The organism is Bacillus sp. SIMBA_074 (assembly GCF_046534555.1).
Taxonomy (GTDB): domain Bacteria; phylum Bacillota; class Bacilli; order Bacillales; family Bacillaceae_G; genus Bacillus_A; species Bacillus_A mycoides.
This window is the reverse complement of sequence record NZ_JAWRYM010000723.1, coordinates 1-262: the sequence shown is the minus strand read 5'-3', so window position 1 is coordinate 262 and position 262 is coordinate 1. Positions and strand designations below refer to the sequence as shown.

General features: G+C 51.1%; 1 protein-coding gene. It reads left to right on the top strand.

The features are described from left to right. Positions 1-230: hypothetical protein (locus SB773_RS32680; RefSeq protein WP_410594552.1), on the top strand; the 230-nt coding region annotated here is incomplete at its 5' end. Between the last annotated feature and the right edge of the window lie 32 nt (positions 231-262).

Sequence of the window (262 nt, the reverse complement as noted above, 5' to 3'; positions counted from 1 at the left end):
GAGCGGATGTAGAGCGCTGCCTGCAGGCGATAAACGAGTACTACGCCAGATATGAGCCGTCAAGCCCGCTGCCGATGTTGATTGGCCGTGCATTGAAACTGGTGAATAAGGATTTCTTTGAAATTATTAAAGATATTTATCCCGATGCTCTGCCTGCGCTGTACCAGTTAGGCGGAACCAGCGAAGGGGCTTCACCCGCCGAGCCGTCAGGTTCGGATGATTCATGGTGAGAGCACTTGCATTAAAGGTTTAGTTTGACGCC